The following is a 22,582-nucleotide window of genomic DNA, read 5'->3' on the forward strand; positions in this document are numbered from 1 at the left end:
CGATTGAGGCGCTCAACTCGAAAATCCGGCGTGCGGTACGAACCCGCGGCCATTTCCCAAGTGATGACGCGGCCGCAAAATTGATCTATCTGAATGACGGGTGTTGCTCCCAAATCAAGAATAGCGTCGTGGAAATGCTCCGCATCGTATGCCCGATCCGCGATAACATAGCCGGGTTTGTAGCCCTTGATCAGCTCAGCCCCGAACAGAACCTCGCCCCGGTGTCCTGGACTGGAGACAAAGCGCAAGGGCAGCCCTAAACTGTCACATACGCCGTGCAGCTTGGTTGTCAGCCCTCCCTTGGAGCGCCCGATACCCTGGGCTTCAGAGCCCCTTTTTTGCGACTTGCGCCGCTGGCGTGTTGATGAACCCGGACAACGGTGGCATCGACACTGAGCCATTCAAAGTCCGCGTCCTCATTCAACGCTTTGAAGATGTTTTGAAAAACGCCTCTTGAAATCCAGTCGTAGTAGCGTTGCTTGACCGTGCCGTAACGGCCATAGCGCTCAGGCAGATAACGCCACTTGGCTCCCGAGCGTGCGATCCACAAGACTGCGTTCAGAAAACGCCGGTTATCCGTTCGTGGACCGCGTTTGCCTCGGCACCCTCCGGGCATCAACGGTGCAAGACGAGCCCATTGAGCGTCCGTCAGTTCATCCTCGTAACGCGTCTCAGACATGACTGATCTCCAAAAATCAGTCTTGAATCTGATTTGCTGCCAAAAGGGAATCCCTATTCGTTAAATCCTGACCAGAACCTAGAGCGTAGGTGACAAAATGTAACCAATGCTTAGCGAATCCTTTTGACAGAACTTTTTTTGCGCGGGTTATTACAAGCAAATTTTCCATACGCAAAATACGCACGAAACAAATCGACTGGCAGTCACCACCGTAGAGAAATGTTGTTTATTTGCTATCTAACACCCAAGAAAAGTTAACACCTTTTTCCGTTGCCCTGCCCGATCCCTTTCCTTTGACAGGGGTCGTTCCGTTTAGGTTTTTTAAAAACGCGGCTTCTTGTCCTGAGGCGTTGACAAGTTGAGTGCCGTTCTCCGGAATACTAACCTCTTTGTATTTTCCAGACTTAGAAGCAAAGAACTTGTCGACGCTGGCACCATTTGCCGTCCATTCTTTTTCGTCTGTATCCAGCGTTAGTCCAAAGGTTTTACCTTCTAAGTCACCCTCGAGTCCGGCTCCAATAACTGTCCAGTAAGCCATAGTGCGCCTCCCTTATAAAGCTAGCGCTTCACCCTAGCTATCTTTGATTACTACGAGAACATTTTTAGCGTCTGATGGTTTAATCTCGTTCCACATATCGATCATCTTTTCACGCTTCAATACTATACAGCCATCGGACCAGCTGGGGTCCTTGCCTTCGTGAATGAAAATGGTATGCTTATCCGTGCCCGGCACAACAGCGTCTGCCAGAAAAATCCCTGGACGTTTCTCACCTGTCACCGAATCTGTCTTCGAATTCATGCGCGTCTTGGAACAGCCTGTATACCGACCCGCGGTAATCTTGACGTTCGGATCCCACCAGCAAGTTTCCTTGAGTGAGACCGATCCGGAAGTGAACTCCAGGATACCGGTGTCGGCGCTATTTCGGGTGACATTGATCGTGTAAGCACTCGCAACCATGGTTTCGGCTTGTGCGCCTGCCTTTGTGAAGTTCTTGCCGAGGTTACCGATGCCACCGCGCAGAACTTCCGCCACTTCGTGAAACAGGGCCGAGCCGCCGGCCATAAGACCGGCCGAGATCAGAACGTCGGCACCAAACCAGATCGCCTTTGCAAAGGCACTGCTACTCGGGTCGAGTACTCCCAGCGTGGAGATCAGGCGCACACCGGCAAGGGCGACGAAAATACTTAGCGTCCCAGCGGCGATCGCCACTGGGACGCTTGCCTGTTTGCCCTGCTTTTCGTTTTGTGGTGCGAAGCGGTCATCGCCGTTCAAGCCGGCGGCGAGCAGATAAACCTCGACGCTGCGCTCAATTAGCACCGCAAAAACAAAAAGGACCTGAAATCTCGACCAGAATGCGTCCTGCCAACCGGATTCGGGTTCAATCTTGACGACGCCGTTGAAGTACTGTGCGGCGAACCCGAGAACCATACCCAGAACCACAATTCCAAGGCAAATGAACAGATTGTTCTTTTTCATTTTTCCCCCCAATTCCGATGCACGTTGTTAGTCGAGCTCGGCAATTTTCCTCTTTCCCAGTCACTAGCCTACAAACCGGGCGCAGGATCTTCTTCCACCGATTTCTCAAAATCCGTCGTGTGCTCCGGCTGTTGCGCACCACCCGCCCGATCCGTCTTGATCAGGGCGATATGCCAGGGCAGATCCGACCCTTGCGAAAAGTCCGTGTGACGCCATTCGAAATAGGCTTGCCGGCGGACGTTCCCCTTTGCCAAGTCCCCGATAAGGTCGTTGAATTCGAACCGCGCCGGGCGCGGTGAAGAAGCGTGCAGGATCACATCCGGCCGTGCCTCATTGTCCAAATCGCCAACCAGGTTTTCGACAGAGTAGACCGCCGCTGGCGTCGGGTTTTCGACACGGTCCGAAATAGTAAAGGAGTAGAAAAGCTTGACTTCCTCACCATCAACATTGCCGTACAAGTCGAGCCGCAAATTCGCGCCCGGAACCATCGGAAGCGGCCTGCCGGGATTTTCCTTGTCCTTCAACATTCCAAGGGGCAGCATGTAAGGCTTGCTGGATTTGAGCTCGACCTCACCGAGGCCGGAAATCATCAGCCCGATTTTTTCCTCTTCGCTTGGTTCGGTATCCCCGGCCGGCGGTGTCAATGTGAGCTCGAGGGTCAGCGCCTGGCCTTCAGCACCGAACGTGTTGTCTTCGTTGAGGGATCCGAAAGCGAAGTAGATCGTACCGCCTGCCTCGTACTGGGTCCGGTCGGTTGCAAGAAGCCACTTCTTGCCCTTGACCGAAGCCAGGTTGGATTGCCCCGCCGGCGTCGAGAGAATTCGATCAAACGCGGCATCGGCGAACAAACAACTCCGTGATTGCACATCCAGCGTTTCGCGGAAGGCCGGTTTGCGTCCCATCGGGAGCGAGATCGCCCGCGGAAGCCCGTGAAGATACCCCTCCAAATCCTGGTTCAACTCGAACTTCATCGGCGGCTTCTCTATCGCGTTCGCGTCACCAAGCATCGTGAAATTGAGGGCGACCATTCTCGAGGGATCATCCGCGGCGAGCTCCTGGAGGATGAAGTCGCCATGCTCTGCGGAAAACTCGAGGTGCATGTCCACGAAGGTCTCGCCTGTTTCCTTCTGTGTTTCAGGTTCCCCGCGTACCAACTCGCTCGCATATACCCGGTCGGGACCGAAAGTCAGCCACGCATTGAGGACAGGCTTCTTGTTCACCAGCCGCAACAACCCCGACCGAACGAGAAGATGAAGCGCCTGGCCGTCGCCCAACTCGGCGCCCTGCAGATCCGGCTGAATGCGCGCCCGAAGGCGCAGCTTGATGTTTCTGCCCACTTCGAGGGTCTCCCCGATTTCATCCTCTTTCAGGACCGGGTCGTGCAATTCCAGGACGATACGCGCGGCCGGCAGGCCATCCCCGGATTTGCCGACACGCCAGAAGGATGCAGGCCAGGGCCGGATCATGTGGGTGCGCAGCCGGTCGCCCGGCACGCCTGCTTCTTTCTCGTCCGCAAGCGAGACATATGTCCTTCTGCGCCGGGTCAGATCGCGGCTTTCATCGCGTGTCTTGCCGACCGGTAACTTGGGAGAGCGCGGAATTCTTGATTGCCGCATGACGACCGATCCGGTCATTCCGGCATCGCCGAACCGCGCTTCCCCGACGTCCAGGTTCGCGGTCGTGGCATCGCCGCCCACGAGCACCGCGTCGACCATGGTTTCGATCGAACCCGGCCGTTCTCCGATCAGGGACCGGTTGTAGGCCAGCGGCATGAGACTGATGGTTTGATCAAGATCGGGAGCCCCGGCCTCCTTCAAGGCCTGGCGGCGAGCCTCTTCGCCAGGGACCCGGAGGCGGCTGGCCAAGGGCATGAGATGACCTGCCGCCGCGCCCGCAAATCGAAATTTCGCCGCCTTGCTTCCATGATGGAAAAGCGCCCGCGCCTGGCTGGCGAGATAGCGCGCGTTCCCGGTCGCGCGCAGCTTGTCGGAACGACCGGACAGGCTGAACAGACTGCTGCGGGCGGAAAGCCCTGCTTCGCCTGACACGATGGGCCGGTCGTCCCTTTCGATCAGCCCGTGCGTGGCGCTGTCGCCGATATCCGCGTCATGTCCCCCGGGAAGACTTGGCCAGCCCAGCGCTGGAGAAGGATAGACATCCTGATCTTCCGGCGTGAGTTCGGTATCCGGTTCGCCGAATTCCTGGAATCCTGCAGCAAGCGTCAGGAATTTCAGGGCAAGGGGTGCCCCGTCACCATCTTCTGCCAGCAAAATGGCCGCATCCGGCGGGACAGTAAAGTTTTCCGCCATTTCCCGCAGGCGTGGCTCGCCAAGATTGTCCATAACGGTCTGCAGCGCACGATCGACCGCATTCAGGAAATCAGTCACATCGGCCTGGGATCCGTAGGACACACCGGTTTCGATACGAAGTTCGGAAACATCAATTTCCCGGCTCCAGTTTCTGCCGTCGCGCCCATGGGTCAGAATGTAATAGGCAACCGCCGGAGTCCTGGGCGGCAACGGAAGCTGTGCGACAATCGGATCCGCCTTGCAGATCACGATCTGCTCGGCGTGCCCCCGCTTCAGCGGATGCACCGTCAGGACCGCCAGACGATCAGGTTCCGCGCTGGTTCTTGCCAGAAACGCACCGAGAGACTGCAAGGCATGGAGGAAGATCGGCACTCGGGACAGGTCGCTCATGGCAGCGGCGTCGACGGCCTCGACGAAGGATTGCTCGACCAGCCGCTCCGCCGCCGACCGAACGGCGTTTCCCTGATCCTGCGCCGCTTGGGTGGCGCCGGCTAGCACCGCCTGGATCTGGTCCTCCGCATAGGCTCCCTCGGGGACATGCACCATTGCTGCCTCCGGGGTCCGGTCGAGCTGCGTCACGGTTGCATCGAACCGGGCCGCCCGCCAGTCAACCGGATCCGGCGAAAACCGCATCAGATTGTCGAATGGCGCCGGCAGAGTCTCGCCGGTGAGCCTGGTTACCCAGGGCAGGACAAAGAGTGTTGCCGGATCGCCCCCGGTTTGACTCAACGAAGGTGCTCCGCCGAGCAGGATCAGCGTTTCATCGCTCCCGAGCAGGTTGCCATCGCGCTGCAGGGCATCGCAGATCAGTGGATCGTCGAATCCGCTCAACATGTCACGGCGCGGGCCGACTCCACCGACAATGACGGAGTGATCAGAGCTGCCCCGGTACCTTGCCGCCGTTTGCATGTAGCGCGGACCGAAAACGGCCGGATCGGCGTTATCGGACCCGAGCATACCCTCAAGCCAGAGTCTCGGACTGGTCAGGACGGCGTATTCAACCGCGTTCCATTCGCGGCGCTCGGCTCCGTCCGCCCGGCTCAGGAGGTGGGTGACCAGCAAGGTGACGGGCAGTTCCTTCACCAGCCGGACCCCTTCCCCGGACTGGGCCAGAAGCCTGGTATCGATCCCGTGGTTACGAAGGACCGTGCGCACCGAATGCGTCCAGCCGTTACCGGACGCCGTCGTCGACAGTGCAACGTGATCGGTCAGTATCGGCGCGGTATCCCCGTTCAGGGTTACCGCATTCGGATCCCAGTGAATGCCGCTTTGCAGGTACCCTTCATCGCCTTCCTTTTTGACTTCCCGGCTTAGACGCAGCTTACTCCGCGTGCGCGACTCGCCGACCGGTTCACCGACAGGATCGTCGGACTCCGGCCTGCCGCGCTCTGTAAAGGCGGTCAGCGTCAGCGGCATGTCGTCATCGTGATCATGGAACCCGGCGTTGACCTGCCCGGACTCAACGGACCAGGCTTTCTCGCCGTCCGGTACAAGAACCAGAGAAGCATCGAGCCGGAGGCTGCAGGTTGACGGATCCGATAGCAGGCCCTGAAACGGTGTTCCGGCCGCAATCGTTCCCGGTTTCTGGGTAAAGGAGAACCCGAGCGCGCCCCGCTCATGATCAAAGACGACGCGGTCCGGAGCGTCGATCTCCAGGCCCAGCCATCGATAGCTGTAGTCCGCCTCCCCGTTTTCGGCATTCCGCTTGACGCCGAAAGAAGCCGGGGCACCGTCGCCGCGGTCATCGACCGGCAGGCCGCCAACCAGCTCGACGTCAAGCATGGCATCGGCAGACCCGGAGGATTCCAGGCGGAGTTGCGCACGGGAAATGACAAATCCATCGGACTTTCCGACCGGGCCCGTGTGATGAAAGACTACCCCGTCCGGCGGCGTGTCAGCGCCTGTCAGCTTCACGTCGTTTCGCAGCAAGCGGAACTCGATTTCGGTGTTCACAAGCGCGCCCGCGGACGACAGTTTACCGGAGAGCACGACGCTGATCGTTTCGGCGCTGCCCGCTTCCCCGCCCGGCAGGAAGGCGCCGATTTTACAGTTGAGCTTTGCCCTCAGGCGGAAGCTCACCCGCATGTCATCGTCCCCCGCATCTTCGAGGGCAAGTTGTTCCGCACCCGTTGAGAGCATCTTGCGGATGGGTGCGGGCTCTCCGGGTGCAGGCTCCGCCACACCGAAGTGCTTCCCGGCCGGGTCATATACCAGGTCGAACTGGACCAGAGGTCCGGTTTCGTAGGGTTTGTCGTCGGTAAAAGGCGTATTGCCGGCATTTTCCTGACGCGGTACCGGTCCGACGCGGCACAGCAGCTTCAAACTCTCGTCGGGTTTGAACTCGATGAGCCTAAGCGGAACATAGCGCAGGTCACCAAGATCGTAGTGGTAGGTTTTTGGCCCGGTCCCTTTGTCGGCCGCCAGCCGCCATTCGTAAAGCGACCTGATGGCATTACCGGCGTCAAATACGTCCGGATTGGGCCCGAGCGCCCCTTCCACCGGGTTACCGGCCGCCGAGAAAACGCCCTCCTCCGACAGCGGCAAATCACGGCACCAGAATTTCAACGCGACCTGACCGCCGGCCGGGTTCTGGAGCACGATGTCAGCGGGCTTGTGCATCGTGTGCAGCCTCATCGCGCTGTCCTTTGTCGCAACACCGCGGTCGGCAGATGTATCCGAAATCTCTGGCGAACCATTCAATCCCGTGCCGAGGGCATCGGTCTTCAGTCCAGAAGCGCCCGTGAAGAGCGCCGCGGCAAAACCCTGTACGTCGATGTCACCCTCTGCGCCCTTGACAACCTTGTCATTCTCGTCGATCGCGAAAGATCCAGAAATCCCCAGAAGCGCCTTGGGCCCGAAAAAGGTAATCGGATCCTCCTCTCCAACCCAATGAACTGAAAAGTTGCCGAGGTTCACGTCGACCGGCGTCACGGTTCCATTGCCGGGCTTTGACAAGATGTAGGAACTGCCGAAACGCAGCGTTGCCGCGGCGTCGTGATTGCCGATGAACTTGAGCGGACCCGGCGTCGAAGTGTCCGCCTCCGGTCTCTGCAAATCCGTCCAACCGCTTGCGCGCGCCCGCTGCGTACGGGTGAAGCCAAGCCTCACGGACTGCTCGGTCCAGAACCGCGTCAGAATATTGGCGTCCCGTACCCCGTCAGACGGGATTGGCGACCCGTTCGCCGCCGTCGCTTCTCCGGGTTTCGCTTCGTCCTCGCCGGACAGACCGGCGAAGAACTCGTCCAGTATCGGCAGGTCGTACCTTAGGGAAACCTTGGGCGTGGCGCCACCGCCGGCTGAAAGGTCGTATTCCAGCCCCGGCGCCGTTGGATTGACGAACGGAACGGAAAGCCTCGCCCAGTCCGTTTTCGACGTGTCCGGCCAGGGCCAGTTTACCCCGTTCGGCGGCGCGTATTCTTCACCGGCCAGTGCCGGCGGCGCTGCGCTGTCATCTCCGGACAACTCCCAGCCCGCAGCCGCGTCGAGGGTCGCGGGGAAGAGGTTGCGCAACGCGCCGGGGTCATTGTCCGAGATTTTCGCGGACAACATTGGCATCGCGGAAATCAGCGGCAAGTCCCGGCTGCGACGCCAGTCGACAGCGGAACCGGAGACCGCCCCGTCCCCGTCAAACGTCTTCAGGTTCCAGGTGAACACCCCCGTTTCCTTGAGCGACAGGGTCAAGCTGGCGTTCGGGCTGCGAGTTCCACCAAAAACGGGCACCAGTTCAAGTGTGTGAGAAGGATCCCGCCGTCCCGTCGGCAACAGGCGCGAGGGTTTGGGCGCTTCGCGCGCGAGCCAGACCGCGCGGCGCAATCCACCGGTCGGGGCTGCGACCTCAATTGTAATCTCCCGCACCTTCTTGCTGGCCCAGGTGACGGAAATCCCGGCGGCCTCGGCATCATCGATTTCGATGACCTTTCCGGATGTATCGGCGTTTTTGCCGCCGGGCGTGCTGGCCCTTGCCGCTTTTTCCCTGGCGGCCCTGTCCGTAATACGGAAAACGAGATTGCCTTCAAACGCGCTTTTCGCATCCAGGTCATCCGGCGCACTGTCCGTATCCGACAGGTCCATCAAGTGCAGCACGCCATCGCGCGTGGGAAGAAAAGCCTGAAGGTCTTCCTGGTCCGTTCCAAGCTTCGCAGCTTCCCGGGACATCGCCTCATGGACCGGCAGATAACTCGACAATTCGTTGGCCTCGATCTTCGAGGTCACAAAATCCGCGTCGTCTGCAGCCCTGGAATAGGTGACCGACAGGTCCGCCTCCCGGGGTTCGCCACTGCTGTACTGCAATTTGACATCGTTTGTGTCGGTCTGGACGAACCGCAGGCTTGCGCCATCCCCGGTCTGGAAACGGGCCACTGCGGCACGCTTGGAAGCCAGCCCCTTGTCGGTTTCGGCACGCAGCGTGGTGACTTTCGGGTCGAGTTCGACCCGCCAGCACCCGTTCCAGAAAAAATGCAGCTGCGAGTTTTCATAGCGCAGATGCCAGAGCAGCGGCGGGAACATCGACCGGTCATCGTAGGCAAGCCGAAGCGGCGATTGCGCCACTTCCAGCGCGTCGAAAACCTTTCCAAGCGCTTTGACCAGCGGGCGGAGACTGTCGTCCTCCTCTCCGGTTGTCGGCCCGACAAGCCTTGCCGTGAAACGCACCGGATCAGTCGATGGCTCAATACGGATCCGCGCCTTGATTGTTTCGTCCTGCCCCTCGATCAGGAGCGCCAGGGGATTGGGCAGAACAACGTCGATTTCGATCCCTTCCGGGACGAGTGTCACGGTTGCGCCCGCCTCCCCGGCCGGAGGGCTGGTCAGTTCAAGCCCTCCGAGGACCCGGGACCTGTCGGCGGTATTGTTCAGGAAGTATCCGAACGCCGATGGAATGCCGTTGAACGGGTCCACCCGTACGTCAACGCCACCGGCGGCAAGGTGGAATGGCGGTACGTAGATCTGACGGAGGCCATGCTCGTCCAGGCGCGACGGTGGCCAGGAACTATACGGCCTTGCAAGGACGTCGATCACACCGCGGTCTTCGGGCGGCAGAAGAACGACCCTTGCGTCCTGGGCGCCCAGGCCACCCCCACCGCCTCCTGCCTGACCGCCGCCTTCCTCGGCCGGTCCGATCACTTCTTGGAGAGGCGGTTGAAGGAAGACATAGCGCCGGTCCGTATCAGGCTCACCGTCGATTCGGGCGCGCAGCAGGACCGACCGCTGCACCAAAACCGAATCGAGATCATCGTGCTGCAGGATGTCGACGTCCTCGATCTCCTGGTCCAGCGCCGTGGTCCGGAGCCCGTGGTTTCGATCGACAAGATCGTCCTGCGGCTGCGGCGTATAGAGCAACTGGCAGGTCAGCAGGTAGAGAGGTTGGTCGCCATGTGCCGGGCTGGCGATCGTGGGTCCGACGAACCGGACTTCTCGGAGACCGGTGGCGCTCATGGTTCGCTCCTCCTCGCTTCAACGGAGACAGAGACGGGTCTTGCATCCCCCTTGAAGAAGCTGAGTTTCAGCCCTCCCTCCGAAAACAGGGCTCTTTCGAGCAACGCGACGAACGGCTCTGCAACGTCGCCGGCAAGCTGTCCGATCTCGGCAAACTCGGGAACCTGGTGGAATCCGTACTGGAAGTCTCCCCTGGGCTGATTGTCGCCGTCCCTGTCTTCTTCCCAGTCTTCGACATCGACAGGCTCGGCGCCGGCCGGGACCGGCACCACGATCGGCGGAAGCGGGTCGTCGGCGCTTTGAGCGCGACCGAAGTACTCGTTGATGGTCCGGTCGATCCGCCAGACAAGAACATCGTCGTTTCGTTCGCCGGCCCTTTCCCGGAGGGCTTCGAAGAGCGCAAGAAGCGCCTTTTCCACCGCTTCGGAACTGTGCTCGCCTTGCAGCGTGTATGCCCTAAGCTGGAAGCCGGTAAACGGAGCGACCCCTGGATGGGGCACTTGACCCTCGGACGGGGCATAGACCGGTCCCACGTAACCAAAACCTGGCTGCAGTGCCTGCCTGCGCGCGTCGAGTTCTGCCTCGAAGATCTCGATCGCGTCTTCCGCCTGCGCACCCGCATAGGCCGCCCGGATGATCGAATGGGTCTTCGCACGCATGGCCAGTGTGACCTGCAGATCCTTGTAAAACACGTCACGCCGCTCGCAGTGGGGTTCTTCGGTGAACAACAGGAACTGCGCATCGGCCGGCAGGCTGACGCCGATCGGCAGAGTCCCGGACAACTCGTACGACCCTTGCATCAGGATCGGATAGGGGAACGTCGGAGCATCGGGATCCAGGAACAGGTCCCATTGCCCTTTCAGGCCCTGAACACCGGGATCGTCAGCAAAGGCCGACAGGTGTGCTTCCGCCTGCTGGATGTTCTGCTGAAGCGTTCCGAGGTTGGTCCGGAAGTCGAACGGAATGTGGGCGACAACTTTCCGCCGAGGCGCCCATGCACCCCAAGCACCGGCGTCGAAATCAAGCCCGACCGGATTGGCAAAATTCAGCAAACCCTGGCACTTCAGTGCAAAATCCGCAACCTCGGTCTTTACTCTCGCCGCCGGTGACTTTGCCGGCATGTCCGCGGAGAAGGAAAGCCGCCAGTTTCTGATGGCATCCCGGTCACCGATATCTACCGGTTGATCGGTTTCGCCGCGTGCGCGCGGTTTCTGCACGGCAGCGATCTGGCTGAACAGCTGGCCCGACCGAGCGACCCCGTAGAGCGCCGCTTCCTGTTCCGATTTTTCCTCAAACACGGTCGGCAGGATCTCGATTTGCCCGGACAGTGTGCTTCCATCGGCGCTTGCCGAGGAGATCCGGTAACTCGCCTTGGCGTCGGGCAGATGATAGACCGGGCCCAGCGCCCTGAAATCACCGCCGGTCAGGGCTTTCAGTTCTCCATCCGGGATCAGATCGAGATTGCGTGTCAGCGGGATGTCGAAATGAATCCGGATGACCTGCTCTCCGCCCTTGGTGTGACGCACTAGAGTCCAGCTAGGCTTCGCCGTTTCGCCCCACGGCGGACGCGGATCGCCGGCTTCCGCATCCACGTCCTTGAGCGGCGGCGGGCGAAGCTTGAACCCGGCTTCGGGCAGGATCATTCCGGTCACGCCGGACACAATCACACCGGCGGACTGGTGCGCCAGGGCTGTCGTGCGCAGGAAGTGGGGCAAGCCGCGCAGGCCGAACCGAATCGCGCCGCGCCAGGTGTCCGGAACACGGCGTTGCATGTCGTAAATCACCTTGCCGTCGACGACCTTCCCTTCAAGGACGTCACCCATTGCATCGCTGGGTGGCTTGAGACCGTCCATCCAGTCGAAACCCGCGCCCATCAAATGGCTCGCCCGCAGGTGGGCAGGGAAGCCAGCGCGCAATTCGACTGCCGACCATCCCGGTTGCAAGGCCCGTTCCGCAGGAATGTTGCCAAGACCGGTCATCTGGTCCTTGCTGCGCGCGACAACCAGCTCGATTTCCTGCTCATCACGGTCGCCGGTTCGGGCGACGGACAGGATTCCCGGGCTTTCCGCTGGGCGGGTCCGCGGCAAGGCCACGTGCCGGAAAGACCGCCGCCAGCGTTCTTTGCCGAGGGCCGAGGCGGTAAGCTCAGCAACGCGCAAGGTCCCGTCTATCTGGGCCTCGACGCCCGCGTACCGGGAGTATGGACGGACGGCAAACAACAGTTCGCGACCCGCTTGCGTTGGTTCTATGAAGAAGGTGCTTAGCACGCCGGTCGCATCCGGTGCACGTGCCAGGCCATCCTCACCCGTCAGCGACGTCAGAGAGAACTCGATCTTGGGCGGCATGCCCGGTACCGTCCTCGCCCGGGCGGTCCCGTGATCGAGGAAGCGCGCGCACCAGGCACTGTGGTTGTTCAACCGGTCTCCCGCTCCCTTTCGCCCAGAAGTGGCCTCGCCCCCGGTTGGCCAGCGCATGTCGGGCGGCGCAAGCCCCGCAGGCAGATGCTGCAGGAATGTTTCATAGGGTGATATGCCGGCAGGCGCGCCTTGCGGCCGTCGTTTTTTACCGAGTTCGAGCATGCCCAGCAGATCGCCGTCCAGCGGCGGGAAGCGGTCGAAGAGATCTTCCGCGAAATCGGGCTGCTCGGACGTGTCTCCAATCGCCTTCGGCGTCTCCGAAAGTGTCAGTGAGACCAGGCCGTCAAACTCCTTGTTCAGCTCTCCTTCGATCGAGCGCCAGAGTTCTTCGCTCACCTGCCCGGGAATGCGGTTTTCGCCGTCACCGCGTGTGCCGATGCCGGTGACCCTCAGGTACCCGACAATATCCTCCGGTCCGGCCGCCGCGATCGCGGCCAGTTCTTCCTCGGAAATGACGCTTGCGATGTCGAAATTCCTGAACACGAAGTCAGTGGGCATTCCCTCCGGTGGATTTTCGAAAATCCATTCGGCGGTCCTTTCGTTGGCCCAGCGGCGCATACCGGTTCTCGGGCTGATCCCTGCCCGCAGCTTCAGATCGACGACATAGCCTTCCCTCAGCTGCAATTTCCCTTGCTGGATGTTGCCCTTCTTTGTCCCCTTGAGCAGGTAATAGCGAACCGGATAAGGGTTGCTTGTGTGCGGGAAATCCCTGGCCCGGACCAACAGCGACTGGGCCGGGCGCGGACGAAGGGAGATCTGGACGATAGCGCTGTTGCCTTCCAGGATCGCTCCCGTGTCATCCGAAGTGCGTTCATTGCGACCGCTGTAGGAACTGATTGACATGAACCTGTCAGCCTGGTCGACAAGGTCAACCATGGGCGCACCCAGGTTATGCCCGCTTGTAAGAGCCCTCTCGAAGTCATCGGGAATACCCGGCAGGTGGTAGATCTCGATCGCTTTCCCGAAGGCCTTGTTGACCCGCTTGAGCAGGGCCTTGCCGGACAGGTACTGGCCCGCATTCATGTCATAAAGACGAAAACCCTCCGCCAGACCGAGTGCGCGCAGGGCGCCCCAGCCATAGGGATCCGTGGCAGGTGCGAACTGATCGGTGAATTTCTCCAGTTTCTTTGCATCTTTCGGCGGCCCGTTTTCCGCTGAAACCTCCACCGGCGTCCTGGCTTCCCGAACAACTTCGTAGGCCCGGTAGATTGCCCCCGGGTGTTCGTCACCCGCCTTCTGCTCCTCGTAGACAAGCTGGGCAAGGGTTTCTTCCAGGACTGGGTGCAGTTCGGAATGGAGATTGACCGTCCGGATCTCGGTTCTTTTTTCTTCATAGCCTTCTGCTGTCGCCGACAACGTGACCTGAAGGTCGAACCCGGCGATTTCCGTATTGATCCGGGACAATGTTCCGCCGGACGGAACCGACAGCTTGTCGGCGGTCAGGGTCCGGCGCCAGTCGGCATAACCCCGATCCGCGGACTGGCGTTCGGCGGTTTTTCCGTCGTTTCCGAACCGGAGTTCGCGCAGGAAAGCACGCAGGTGGCGTGCCCTCAATCCTGTCCTTCTGTCTTCGGCGGAATCCTCTTCCTCCGTGTCCAGACTGATCTGGAATTTGGCAAGGATCGATCCGCCTCCCTCCGACTGGTCCACCACTTTCACGCCGCGAATATTGCCCCATTGCATACCGGCTGGAGCGAGGTACTTAGGGGCATTCGGCGCCTCAATCTGGATGACAATGTCCTTGATGTTCCGCCCGTCGAGCAGGGAGGAAATCAGGGTTTCGTCGGGGGTCGGGAACAGCGAGCGGCGCAGCCGGGCGGCCGGGAACGCCAGGAGCGACTCGGAAGCCGAATACCATGTGCCGCGCTTTCGCTTGCCCTGGCGCAGAGGATCCGTGCGCATTGTGCCGGACGGATAGCGCGCTTCTATGGTCTGGAAGTCGGGAACGGCTTCCGGGAACAGTCCCGCCAGAGACCGCGGCAGGATCTTGACCGACGCCCGGCGGCGAGCCGCCCGGGCCGCATGACCGGCCGCGACTTCGGTGTCGATGGTGTGGGGATGGATCGGTCCATCGAAATCAGGCAGGTCATCGGTCAGTCGCAGCCGGGCCGGATCCAGGGTGAAGATATCGAAGCCGCCAACCAGTGTGGTCGAGGCCTCCGACCCGTCCGTGGTTGCCACCTTCGGCCGGATATTGATGTCGAGCTGAATGGCGGACCGCCGGTCGGGATCCAGGTGCCGGGTGACCGCTACTTTGCTGTTTACCGCATCGGACTTGTCGCCAACCAGAGCCCCGAGGTCGGAGCCGCGTGCAGGATACTGCAGTTCAAGCCGCCCTGCCTTGCGTTGAAGCTGGGTTCTGTTCAACGTCTCGAATTGAAGGTCAAGCGGTTTTTCGTACAATTCGACGACGTTGTTGTAGATCCCCCGCTGATCCGCATCCGTGTCTTCGTCGGGCAACACCCGAAGCTGGGTCTCTACGATGCCCCACGCGCTGTAAACCTGCTCGTCCTGATCCCTCGGATCGGCTTCCTCACGCCTCAGGAATACCCGGCGAGCCTTGCGCGCTGTCATGCCCGCCTCGTTACCGAGCGCTTCCAGCAACCGGTTCAGTGTGTTCCCGGCAAGCGGAGCACCCTCTTCATCGACGGCCTTGAAACTTGGCGGCGTGTCCGGGCCCAGAAGCTCGTCGCCAGCGTAAACGCGGATGGGAATGCCGTTGGTCGGATCGTTGATGAAATGCTTGAGGCGCAGATCGATGTCCCCGACCCGCTTGACGTTGATTTCGGAATTCGACGGACGCGACTTGGCGTCGTCCACGGCATCGACGCCGTAGAGCCCGCCCCCCTTCAGTTCGGAGGAACGGATACGAATCCTGTAGGTCGCGGCAAGCGCGTCCTGCTCCTGGTCCTTGTCCGCAAGATCGATCCGCATGGCCACTTTCGGACTGGTCGTCCGCGTCGGCATCCCGCCGGCAAAGGTCGCCGTCAGGCTCGAGGCCAGGGGCGCCGGCACGACAGCCGCCGGACGGGGCACGTCATATTCCAGGACACGCTGCGAGGTTCGGGTGCCCATTTCGTCGACCGCGGTGATCTTGTAGATGACCTTGACTTTCCGCGTATCGAGCACCGTCGTCTTCCAGACGTCGCGCGCGGTCCGACCAGAGGGGATCGGCGTGCCGAGCAGAAGGGCCCGGAAATCCTCCGTAATCCCGCCTTCGCTCAGGTCATCGCACAGATGCATCGTCGCGCGTTCGCGCTTGACCTGGGCGGTTCCCTTCTCGTCACCGAAGTCCAGGCGCGTGGTCGTGCGGCTTTGGAAGGTATGCGTCCACTTGAAGTCCGTACCTTCGAAGCTTCGTTCGATTTCGTAATAATCGAGATGGGTCTCCGGATCCGCGACAAATTCGAACCCGTCACCCGACGAGGCATTGGCGAAGGCAGGCTCTAGGTCCCAGAACAGGGCCAGGCCGTCGGTTGTGGCAATCGCCCTGGGCTTTTCAAGCCGGGGCTGCCGGTTTTCAAAGCTGGCGTCGGGGTGCCGCAGAAGCTCGATCTTCCCCTCATCGGACCAGTCCCATCCCTGCCCCCCGGAACCGTCTTTGCGCCAGACCCGTTTTTTGATGTTGAATTTTCCTTCGAGCGGCTGCTCCGGCTGATCCTTGTTGAAATCCTCGAAAAGGGAGGCGATTTCGCTTTCCCGGATAACAAAGGTCAGGCCGAAATCTCGGGCGTCGATATCCTGCTTCTCCGAGCGATCCCAGCCTTCTTTATTGAAACCCGGGGTACGGGCTGTATCTCCGAGCTGGCGCAGCGTTTCGCCGACCTTGTTGATCACGGCCGAGCGCCGCTCGTTAACGTCGAAGGAGGCGACCCGCGTTTCCTTGTTGGCGGCATCCGGGCCCAGCGCTCCATCATCGCGTGACCTTTGCGCGTTCAGCGCATCGACCGCCGGAGTTGACGAAGGAGCCGTTGGATTCAGGAACAGGATCGGGTCAGGCTCGCCAAAGGAAATGGCGTTCTTTGCTACCCCAATATGTCCGGGAGGAACTAAACTATCCTCCGGTTTTTCAAGGTTGTTCGGACGACTGTCACCGTCTTGCCCGCCAGGTCCTGCCAGGAAGCAGTCGGCCAGCAGCGCGTTGATATCAACGGCGTCGCCGAGCATCTGACCAAGCTCTGCGCGGATCTTGACGGTGTTTTCGGTGATTGCCTCCAGTCCGTTCTTCTTCAGCCGGTGCTTAGGCAGTGTGCCTCCATTGGCGACGGAGATTTCGTAGTCGGCGAATATGTCGGGACGCTCGTCAGTTCCGAACAGCCGTCCGGGAATGAAATTGAAAGGCTCGGTAAAGAACGTCGATATGTTTTGCGGCGTTTTTTTATCCACATCCCCCGGCTTTAGCTCCGACAGGTCCTTGGGAAGCAGTTGCAGGATATAGAGCTTCTCGGTTCCCCCGCCCATTCCATGCGCGGCAAGATCGTGCTCGCCGGCATCGATCAGCATCGCCCAGAAATCGGATTTTCCGACGAAGTGTCCCGCAACCCTGTCCGATGCGGCCTCGACCGCTTCGTCCTCTTCCGGCAGGGGCGGACGCGGCAGTGGCGTCGACCGGTCCAGACGTTCGTCCGCCAGTTGGGTGCGTGGCCCGCGGGCCGGTTCGGGGGCCGGCGGCGGTGTGTGAAGCGTGTCCCCCTTTGGAATGTCGACACCAAGGCCCAGCGTCATGAACCGGGCAACTCTCGCCCGCGCCCGTTCCAGATGGCCATCGCCGAAGGCAAAGCCGATGCCTATCGCGATCGTACGGCCGAAACCGCGCACGCCGACCGTGGCCTGGACCCGCGCCCCGACGCCTTGGCCGCTCAGCACGACTTCCGCCGCGACCGACACGGTCAGCATGATCGAGAACCCGATGCGCAGGGTTATCCGCTTGCGGAAGATCTTGAATGACAGCCAGACGGATACGCCGAAGTCGATCGAGATGTTGAGGAATATGTCGCCGTAGAACAGCGTTTCCTTGGGATCCAACGGTTCGATGTAGGCAATGAACTTGGCGCCCAGCGCGAAGCTCGCAACGGCCGAGACGGCCGCGCCGAAGCTGCTGCCGCCGGCGCGGCCCTCGAAATACATCCCGCCCGAAGCACGGAATGCGATCCCGAACAGGGCTGTTGCATCCTCGATGCGGACGATCGTGCCGCCCGATACACTCAGCCAGAACTTCTTGCCTGGCTCGCCAAGGTTAAAGCCGATTTCGTACGGCCAGCCCATTTCCATGTGGTAAAGGCCGGGGCGGATGTAGAGGGTCGAGGCAAACCGGCTTGCCTCCAGCGCCTTGACGAGGCTCTTGTCCAGCTCGGGATGCTTGCCGACCACGCCCGAGCCATCGGCAATGGCACGCGCCAGAAACTCCCGGCGGGGAACGGAGAAATAGAGATAGCCCCGAAGGGTCGGCTTTTCCTTCCAGGACGCGGTGGCGGGCGCTGAAAACCAGTCGTGGTAGTTGGTTGTCAGCCAGCCGCGCAGGTTCGCAAAGAAGGTCAGGTCGGTCCGAAGCGCCAGGACGACATCGATCAGGAGCGGGTTCGCGAGATTCTTTTCGGCCTTTTCATTGTAGGCCGATGACGATTGCGATCCGCTTGTCATCGAGATCATGCCGCGCAGCGCAAAGGTCAGGGCGTCCTTGTCGTATTGCGGCGTCCAGGCGTTGAAGTTGCTCAGGTTGCCCTGCAGCTTGGAAATCTCGTCGAGGCTGCGCACCAGTTCTCTCGGAGATTCCGCCTGATCGGCGGCGGCAATCGCGGACAGCGTGTAGTTGACGCCAAGCCCTGCCCCGGCCTCGCGGATCCACAACGGACCAACGGGCGTATCAATACGCTCGGCGAGTTTCTCCGCCTGGACGTAGAGGAACATCGCGTGCTTTCGCCGGGACACGCCTTCCTTCCCCAGTTCCAGGAAACCCATCGCACCGCCGTAGGCGCCAAGGCCCTTGATCTCGACCCGGCCAGCGGCAAGGAACCCGTCCGCGGTGACATCGGCCGGCATTTCCACCGGCGTATAGATGGACGGGAGATTGCCGTCGACGGCCACCGCCGTTGCCTCGACCCGTGCCAGCCCGTTGACCTCCAGCAACACGGACAGGCCATCGGCACGCAGGCGCGGCAGGGCCGAGTTCTTCTCCGGATCGCCATAGGTCAGCAGGAGTTCGTGGCAGTCGATTTCGGAGCGAATGACATCGCCCGCCTTCATGAAGGATATCTGGCCGGCAATCCCGATCGCCGGCGGCTTGTCCCGCCACTTGTCGCTTTGCGGATAAAGCGCGATGCCGCGGATTTCAAAGCCGAACACGTCAAACAGATTTTCCTGGATCGGCGGATCGAGCTCCACCAGGAAACCGATGTGTTTCAGCAGTTCGCTGGCGTCGCCCGTCAGCGGCGCCCCTTCCAGTGTGATGGCGACGGATTTGAGGTTGGTGAGAATGCCGCTCGTGAATTCGTCCGGCCCCGGCTCGAATGCGGCCTTGCCCCAGAGCATGAAGAAGAAATGCTCGCCGCCGCTGTCGACATCCCGGTAGGCCAACTTTATCTGGTCGAGGTCGAACCGGAACCTGGTTCCGGTCGAATAGAGCGGCGCCCCGGCATTGCTCAAGGTTGCATCCGCCGAAATGACCTTCAGCCGGCCGTTCTGGTTGCCGAAGGTCAGGTCGATCTCCGCAACCGCCTCGCCCACCAGCGCAGGCGGCAACGGGCCGGATCCGGACAGCGTCCCGCCGATCAGCGTGCCACCTTCGATCCTGATCGACCCGCTCTTGAAACGGAACGACTGGTCGACACCGGCAAGCCGGACCGGTTCATCTGTAAAAACGGCCGTCAGGTCGAGACCGCCATGCCCGATTCCGAACCGTTCCGCCTTCAGGACCAGCCCGCGTCCGGACGTCGATAGACGGTCGTAGATGACCTCCATCCGCGCCTTTTCGGCAAGGTCCAGGCGCAGGTTCCCGTCTCCGAAATTCAGAACGAAAATGGCTTTGTTGTCATTCCTCCAGATTTTGAGTTTTAGGCCGAAGGCGTTGTATTCCTTGAAGGCCTCAGCGATTTTTATCTCGACCTCGTCGCCATCGAGACGCGCCTGCAGCGTTCGCGTATCGATCTGCACCACGAGATCGGCTTCCACCTTGAATTCGTCTTCCGCGCCGGAGCCATTCGTACCGCCCGGCAACGTGACGGTAATCTCGATCTGGAACGGGATGCACAGGACCCCGTCCTTGAACTCGGGATCACCCTCGCCCTTCTTAAGCTTGACCTTTTGCGAAAGGCTGTCGAGAAATCCGCCGCCGCCGCTCGCTGGCGCACTGGGCAGAAGCGACAGGACCTTGTCCTGGAGGCCGTCGTAGTCAACGGTCAGTGTAATATCCTCGGCCGAAAGATCGGCGAGGCCCGATGGCTTCGTTAGAAGGCGAACGATGGTGCCACCCACATTTGCCGTCCTGGCCGCCCCTTCGGTTTTCTGGAAGAAGCTGCCCTGGCCGTTTTTCAGCGCGGCGAGCACGATGTCCGGCTGCTTGGCTATGGCCTGGGCTGTGATTGACAGAAGCGGGTCCGCCTTGTCGTCGTCGGACAGGTTGCCGACCGACTGCGTCGTACTTCCCTTGGGCGACAGCCAGAGATCCGTTTCCAGCGTCGCGCGCGACGGCTGCGCCTTGTCGTGCAGCAGAACAAGCCCAACCCAGTCGTTGCGCAGGTCATAAACCAACGCCGGACGCGGTTTGCCGGCAAGCTTCAGCTTGAAGAACGAGCCGTCGAAAGCCTGTTCCTCCGGCTCGTCAGCCGCCTTGTGTGCCGTCGTCAGGGCGATTTGCACCGGTTTGAAGCTGCGCGCTTCAAGAGAGATCGCAAGCACGACATGGCCCCTGGCCTTTTGCACCATGTCCGCCAGGGCTTCGATCAGCCGTGCCAGCACCTCGGCTGTCGCCTCCGCGAGTTTCGACAGAAGGGTACCAACCGCCTCTGCTCCCTTGGCGAGATACCGAAGGACCGCGCCCAGCATCCGCTGCAGGCGCCTTAGGAATTCCTTCATGTCATCCAGCGCATGCGGATCGAACCGGATGACGAATGGCACCAGGTTTGGAAACCGGAAGCCCGGCGCCTCGAGATCGACAGCCGCGGACAGGTTCAGCAATTGAAAATCGAAAAAGTCGACTTCCGTCCGCTCGTTCACGTATCTGGTCTTCAGGTTCAGCCGGAAATCGATCCGATTGGCCGGGTCTTCCTTCAATTCAATGCTGATCTTCTTGAAGATCCAGGTCGCCTCGAAGGCTTTCGAGGCCGAGTCCCAGGACACATCCTTCACACCGCCGAACGTCAGGGTAATCTTCAGGGGGAACGCGTCCGGACTGACTATGATTTCCCTGTCCGCTTCGGCATCTGCAACAGCAACGGTCACCTCGCCCGCCATCTTGACGGCGCCTTTGCCCGTTATGTCCATCGCGAAATTGTCGACCGTGACCTTTAGCAGTTCGGTTCCGTCATAACGGACCGTTGAAACCACCGACGACGCCTTAAGGGAGAGCGCTAGGGCACCGGAGCCAATCGTAACGGTCACCTGCGGATCGGTGATCGCCGACGTGACTTCGATATCCTTCAGAACTTCCGGCACAGGCAGAGACGCTGGAAGGAACTTCTTGAACGCCTCGTTGAAATCCGGCAGCAACAGACCATCTAGGGACAGGCTCGAGAAATCTATGTCCGGGAGGTCGGCGATGACCCCGTCAAGCTCATCCGACAGGGCACGAAAGTCGAGTTTGAAATCCTGCAGCACCGCATTCGGGTCGGCAGTAATGTGAACTTCGAACTCGATCTCCGCATCGGCGTTCGTCTTGACCGCAAAGTCCTTCAGATCCGCATCCAGTTTGGCCTTGATCTGTAGTTTGGCGGAAAATCGTGCAGGCCGGTCAGCTCCCTCTGGTTCCAGAAATGGCAAGTGGAACGACAATTCCGAGACGCTGTCGTTGTTGACTTCGAATTCGTTCCCGCCAGAAAAGAAGGAAATCCTGCGGTCGTCTTCGATCCGGACCGTGCGCCGGCTAAGGTCCTCGCGCAGGTCGGCGAGCCTTGCAAGCGCAGTGCTATTGGCATCCCGCTTAATAGCTTCGAAAGTCTTCAGCCTTGTGCCGTCAAACAAGACCTTCGCCACGTCTGCATCAATGGATATTGGTTCAGACAACTTAAGAGCGGAAGTTACCACGTCTTTTTTGATGACAACGCTATCAAAGACGAAGGGCTGGCTGTCATTTTCGCGATCCCGCCCCTGAATATCTATACGACCATTGCCCTGACCGATTACCGTTATGAAGGCCATTTGGGGCCCCACTTTGAACCAAACTGCTTGATATATATTTGTTTAATCATGCCCCTACCCCAAAACATGATCTAGCAATACTGGCTATCATTAGGGGAACTGACGCTAAGATAGTCAATTAAAAATTGTATTTTTTGCTAAGTTAGTGGTTTTTCTTGATGAATTGGCGCCGCATAAACGCGAGTTTAATTAGCGCGTTTTCGGTTTTGTCTTTTGTCCGGCGAAGACTAAGAAAACTTCCAGCCAACTTCGCTATTGACGAAAAAGAAGTTTAATTTGAGCGAGCATTAAACAATTCAAAAAACGAAAAATTTCTCATTTTCCGATACTTTTTTAAGCAAAAATTATAGCTAACTTGCAGATTTTACGTCTATTTTACCTGTTCAAACGTCTGAGCTAATCGGAATCGGAAATGGATTTTTCATTTGACAAAATGTGCTGAAATACTGCGCTGATTCCGCCCCGCGGTGGGCGGAGCGTCAGAAAGAACCTAAGGGTGGAGGGAGGAAGTGCGAAGAAAAATTGGCGTAAGTCGGTTCGTCGTTGACGGGCTCTTTTGCTCGCTTGGCTTCTACAACTAGTCTGCTCTCTCAGCAATAAATGATTGTTCTCAAAATTGAAGGACTTTATTTAGGGTTCTTTTGAAAAAATAAGCCCAACAAAATATGCATAAATATTTATAAAATTATTAATTACTATTATCTTTTCTTTTTCTTCTATCAAATTTTTTATAAAGCTCTAAATATATTTATTTATTTACTTGTCTGTTGGTGGGGTCGTTGTTTTGGGTATAGAACGAGCAAAGCCCCACCGGAGAGGCTTTGTCTCTATACATAGCGTAATTCCGGCGGCCACTCTCCTGAGCCTATGATGCGGGGTCGTAGCACACGCCCCAAGAGGCATAAAAGGAGAGTGA

The 22,582-nt window shown here is 59.6% G+C and carries 5 protein-coding genes and 2 pseudogenes; 1 reads left to right on the plus strand and 6 read right to left on the minus strand.

Features of this window, described 5'->3' with window-relative positions:
• Nucleotides 1-92: pseudogene (locus ACXAIC_RS23440) on the plus strand (transposase); the annotation flags it as partial.
• 54 nt (nt 93-146) lie between these two features.
• On the opposite strand, the pseudogene ACXAIC_RS23445 reads toward ACXAIC_RS23440, so the two are convergent.
• The 6 genes and pseudogenes from ACXAIC_RS23445 to ACXAIC_RS23470 form a co-directional block, all read right to left on the minus strand.
• Nucleotides 147-401, minus strand: a pseudogene (locus tag ACXAIC_RS23445) (transposase); the annotation flags it as partial.
• Nucleotides 290-679, minus strand: a complete 390-nt coding sequence (locus tag ACXAIC_RS23450) for an IS5 family transposase (protein ID WP_475186462.1) — start codon at nt 677-679, stop codon at nt 290-292. The pseudogene ACXAIC_RS23445 and the gene ACXAIC_RS23450, both read right to left, overlap by 112 nt.
• 226 nt (nt 680-905) lie before the next feature.
• Nucleotides 906-1,217 carry a hypothetical protein gene (locus ACXAIC_RS23455; RefSeq protein WP_475186466.1) on the minus strand — a complete coding sequence of 104 codons (312 nt, stop codon included), beginning with the start codon at nt 1,215-1,217 and terminating at the stop codon, nt 906-908.
• Nucleotides 1,218-1,250: 33 nt separating this feature from the next.
• Nucleotides 1,251-2,156: a L,D-transpeptidase family protein gene (locus ACXAIC_RS23460; protein ID WP_475186467.1), complete on the minus strand. Its 906-nt coding sequence runs from the start codon at nt 2,154-2,156 to the stop codon at nt 1,251-1,253.
• A 68-nt stretch (nt 2,157-2,224) separates the two neighbouring features.
• Nucleotides 2,225-9,898, minus strand: coding sequence for a hypothetical protein (locus ACXAIC_RS23465; RefSeq protein WP_475186470.1), 7,674 nt, complete (start codon nt 9,896-9,898; stop codon nt 2,225-2,227).
• Nucleotides 9,895-21,501, minus strand: a complete 11,607-nt coding sequence (locus ACXAIC_RS23470) for a hypothetical protein (protein ID WP_475186472.1) — start codon at nt 21,499-21,501, stop codon at nt 9,895-9,897. Before ACXAIC_RS23470 ends, ACXAIC_RS23465 begins: the two co-directional genes overlap by 4 nt.
• Nucleotides 21,502-22,582: the final 1,081 nt, after the last annotated feature.

This window comes from Roseibium sp. AWQ4_254 (genome assembly GCF_056161025.1).

Bases quoted from the DNA above. Each gene is read 5' to 3' on its own strand.
- ACXAIC_RS23460 (WP_475186467.1), bottom strand. From the start codon at position 2,156: ATGAAAAAGAACAATCTGTTCATTTGCCTTGGAATTGTGGTTCTGGGT.
- ACXAIC_RS23450 (WP_475186462.1), bottom strand. From the start codon at position 679: ATGTCTGAGACGCGTTACGAGGATGAACTGACGGACGCTCAATGGGCT.
- ACXAIC_RS23465 (WP_475186470.1), bottom strand. From the start codon at position 9,898: ATGAGCGCCACCGGTCTCCGAGAAGTCCGGTTCGTCGGACCCACGATC.
- ACXAIC_RS23455 (WP_475186466.1), bottom strand. From the start codon at position 1,217: ATGGCTTACTGGACAGTTATTGGAGCCGGACTCGAGGGTGACTTAGAA.